The following is a 3635-nucleotide window of genomic DNA, read 5'->3' as shown; positions in this document are numbered from 1 at the left end:
AAAAACGATGAACATGTCATCCTCTAAAATTTGTGTGCTACTCATCCAAGAAGTATTTTTGCATCGGAGCAGAAAAAGAGGGAGTTGCAGCTTCGATGAGACTCGCAATCCTGATAAGCTGGCAACTCCCCGGATTCCTTCCTACATTAATAATATAATAGGAAAGGAGGAAACAGCGCCTCAAAGGTACGAAAAAGTTTTGAAAACGGAACGGTACAGGGTCACACGCCGTGCCCGCAATCTTACCGATAGGGAGAGTGTTGGGGAAGAGGCTCATAAAAGTATTATAAACAACAAATTTAAAAAGAAAGAATATGAAAAAGATCATATTATCAGTGGCTGTTGTTGCAACAGCGGCTATCGCTGGATGGAACTACCAGCAGAATCAACAAAGTGTTGAATTGTCAGATTTAGCCATGGAGAATGTAGAAGCGTTGGCCAATGGGGAAGGTGGTACAGGTTGTAGATGGAAAAGGGTACAAGACGAATTCGGATGTACCTATCACAATTGCGTCTCAAATGGAGATGGCAGCAGTTGTACTTGTGGTAGTACTCAAGGATAAACTTTAGGAATTACAGAAGGATGCCAGAGACATATAAGTTGTCTTTCGGAGAAAAGAAACTTTAAGCTTTGGCAGCTCCTTCTTTATCAAAAAACAATCGATATGAATAAATTAGTTACATGCTGTTTCATAAGCATGGCAATATTATTATCGGCCTGTACCTCGAATGGGAAATATTCGAAAGACGCACTTTTTCCATCAGGGGATTATATGTCAGTTTCCCATAAAAAAGTAAAATTGTCGTCTATTTTTCCGCAACATCGTTTGATACCATTAGAAACAAACGATGCTTCGCTCATTGGCGGACGGGGAAACAAAGTTATCAAAAGAGATTCGTGCTTTTATGTAGAGTCTAACAACGCTATCCTATGTTTCGACAACAACGGCCGCTTTCTTCGGCGGATGGCACATCAAGGAAGCGGACCGGGAGAATATGCAGAAATAACAGACTTTGACGTCGTTCCTTCGCCGAAAGGAGGAGCAGAATTATGGATTTCAAGTGTTTCCGGCCTGCAGATTTACAATGCTGCTTCCGGAGATTTTATGCGTAAAATGAACATGAATAAATCTATCCATCAATTCCGTTATGTAAATGAAAATACGGTGCTGATCATCACCTCCGACGATTACATATTCCATGTTTGTGACATGTCCGGTCATATCCGGAAAGATTTTTATGAAAAAGATTTGGCTAATTCTACCCATAAATTCAACCAATTCTTTACATATCAAGGAAAGGTTGCTTATCAATTAGGAGATACGCAAACAGCCATTGTTTACGATCCCGAAACAGATGATTGTGATTTGCAGCCTATTTTACAACCCCAAGAAAATGTACTTACACCTGACATAAGCCGCGATTATTATGATAAATATGGCTATCTGGAACAATACGAACGATTAGGGAACTCTTACACGCAACTGTCTACGATTCGCGCAATGGGTAATGATGCCATTTTTACGTGGATTGCTCCTGAAAGAAATTATCTACTTACCGTGTTTAGTTCTTCCGGTTATAAGACTGTACCCTTTTCGGCAATCGAAAACGATCTCATTCCGACCAGTACTAATTTGTTTCTGGCCACAATAATAGCTTGCGAAAGTGATCCAGCTTCTACTTGGTTATTCCAGATACCAGCAGAGTTTATCCAACAAGAAGGCGTGAACAAGGAAGATAACTTTTGGCTATTAGAGGTAAGTCTCCGATAAAATACACTATTTACAAACAATTTAAAAGCAAAGAAAATGAAGAATTTAATTCTCTTATTTGTTGTCCTAACAACAGCGGCTATTGCTGGGTGGAACTACCAGCAGAGTAAGCAGAAAGTAGAGTTGTCTGATTTGGCATTGGAGAATATAGAAGCTCTTGCAAGCGACGAAAGCGGTAGTTCTCGCTATCAAACAATGGGATATTGTACACCAAGTGATTTAAATTATATGTGTACAAGTCGGAAAACAGCAGAAGCATGTAGACGTCATTGCCCATAATAATCATTTTTAATTAGCATTAGGGTCGCCAGGTAATTAAATTTTACCTGGCGACTTAACCACAATTTAAACATTAAAAAGGAATCAAAAAATGAATATTATCAAATGGAAAAATATACCGATTCTGTTGGTATATATATTAATCGGTTGTACATCTCAGCATGAAGAAACTGAAGCTGACTTATCATTTTCAAAAGATGCAATTTACCATTTCAATAAAGTAGCATTATTCAAAAGTAAAACAGTTATTCCATTAGAAACAAAGGATGATATACTAATTGATAGATATCCTTCTTTACTTTTAGATGAAGATTTTTTTATCTATTCAAAAAAGAATGGAGGCAAAATTCTTCGTTTTGATCCAAATGGCAAGTTTAAGAATTCTATCGGCCAAGTAGGTAGTGGACCAGAAGAATTTGTAGAAGCCACAGATATAAATGTGGATACAGAAAATAAGACTATAGATATATTAGCATTGAATGCTATTTATGAATATACCTACACAGGAGACTTCATAAACAAAATACAGATAGAACAACCAGCCTTTTCTTTCTATAAAGAAAGTAAAGAGCTTTATTGGTTATATGTAGGAAATAATGTGTCCTACAATGATTTCAGATTGTTTAAAGTGAATGATAAAGATGAAATATTAGATAGTTATCTAAAAAATAAATACAACTTATTGCCAATCTCAGAAACTAACTTTCACAAGACAGGAGATTTATTAACGTTCCATGAAAGTTTTAATAATGATTTATATATGATCGCAGAAGGGAATATAAAAAAGGTACATACTGTTTCTTTTGGGAATATGAACCTAAATCTGGATAATGCACCTAAAGATCCCATAGATTTTATTTCATATCTAAACCAAAATCATTACGCAATGGTCAGAAATTATTTAGAGAATAAAAACTATATATATTTACAAATTTCTGAGCATATACCAAATAGCAATGAAAATAAGTTTTACCATTGGTTTATCAACAAAAAAAATCATACAAATACAATAGTAGAACAACCAGCAAATATTCCTTCCGATTCCTATTTATATGCACCACAAGTATTAACAGCAGATAATAAATTGTATTTCTTAGGATATATATTAGAAAAGGAAGATGATGAGATAATAGGAGAAGAAAATCCATCTGTCGTAATCGTCAATATCGAAAACTTGTAATATTTATCAAATATGATGAAGAATCTTCCAGCTATATTGTGTGCTTTATTTTTATTATTGTCGTGCCAAGAAAGTAACAATGAACGTATTTCTCGTTTGGTAGAAGAATGGCAGGGAAAAGAAATAAAATTTCCTGACAATCCTATATTTTGTCGTTATGCGAAGGACACAATAGATTATCAAATACCAAATTCAGATTACAAAATAGTCATGTTTGTGGATTCTGTAGGATGTGTAAGTTGTAAACTACAATTATTGAGATGGAAAAATTTTATTGCTCAAATAGATTCAGTCAGCAATAAGCACATACCTTTTCTGTTTTTCTTTCAAATAGAAAACAAAAAAGAATTGAGTTACAATATGGAACGTGACAAATTTACTCTTCCTGTTTGTATAGATACCGA

At 35.0% G+C, this 3635-nt stretch carries 4 protein-coding genes and 1 pseudogene; all 5 read left to right on the top strand.

The window, feature by feature from the left end; translation table 11 throughout:
- The first annotated feature begins 314 nt into the window (after window positions 1-314).
- Window positions 315-563, top strand: coding sequence for an NVEALA domain-containing protein (locus B5F77_RS15250; RefSeq protein ID WP_087332312.1), 249 nt, complete (start codon window positions 315-317; stop codon window positions 561-563).
- A gap of 135 nt (window positions 564-698) precedes the next feature.
- Entirely contained in the window at window positions 699-1772 is a 1074-nt protein-coding gene (locus B5F77_RS15245; protein ID WP_162608020.1) for a 6-bladed beta-propeller, read from the top strand.
- 36 nt (window positions 1773-1808) lie between these two features.
- Window positions 1809-2051: an NVEALA domain-containing protein gene (locus tag B5F77_RS15240; protein ID WP_087332307.1), complete on the top strand. Its 243-nt coding sequence runs from the start codon at window positions 1809-1811 to the stop codon at window positions 2049-2051.
- Between the two features lie 91 nt (window positions 2052-2142).
- Window positions 2143-3231, top strand: coding sequence for a 6-bladed beta-propeller (locus tag B5F77_RS15235; RefSeq protein WP_087332304.1), 1089 nt, complete (start codon window positions 2143-2145; stop codon window positions 3229-3231).
- A 12-nt stretch (window positions 3232-3243) separates the two neighbouring features.
- Window positions 3244-3635: pseudogene (locus tag B5F77_RS15230) on the top strand (hypothetical protein); the annotation flags it as partial.

The organism is Parabacteroides sp. An277, from assembly GCF_002159645.1.
Classification (GTDB): Bacteria; Bacteroidota; Bacteroidia; order Bacteroidales; family Tannerellaceae; genus Parabacteroides.
Note: the sequence above shows the minus strand (reverse complement) of the source record. Positions and strands in the feature narration are given on the sequence as shown.

Excerpts from the sequence above, each read along its gene's own strand:
- B5F77_RS15250 (WP_087332312.1), top strand. The coding sequence starts at position 315 with ATGAAAAAGATCATATTATCAGTGGCTGTTGTTGCAACAGCGGCTATC.
- B5F77_RS15235 (WP_087332304.1), top strand. The coding sequence starts at position 2,143 with ATGAATATTATCAAATGGAAAAATATACCGATTCTGTTGGTATATATA.
- B5F77_RS15245 (WP_162608020.1), top strand. The coding sequence starts at position 699 with ATGGCAATATTATTATCGGCCTGTACCTCGAATGGGAAATATTCGAAA.
- B5F77_RS15240 (WP_087332307.1), top strand. The coding sequence starts at position 1,809 with ATGAAGAATTTAATTCTCTTATTTGTTGTCCTAACAACAGCGGCTATT.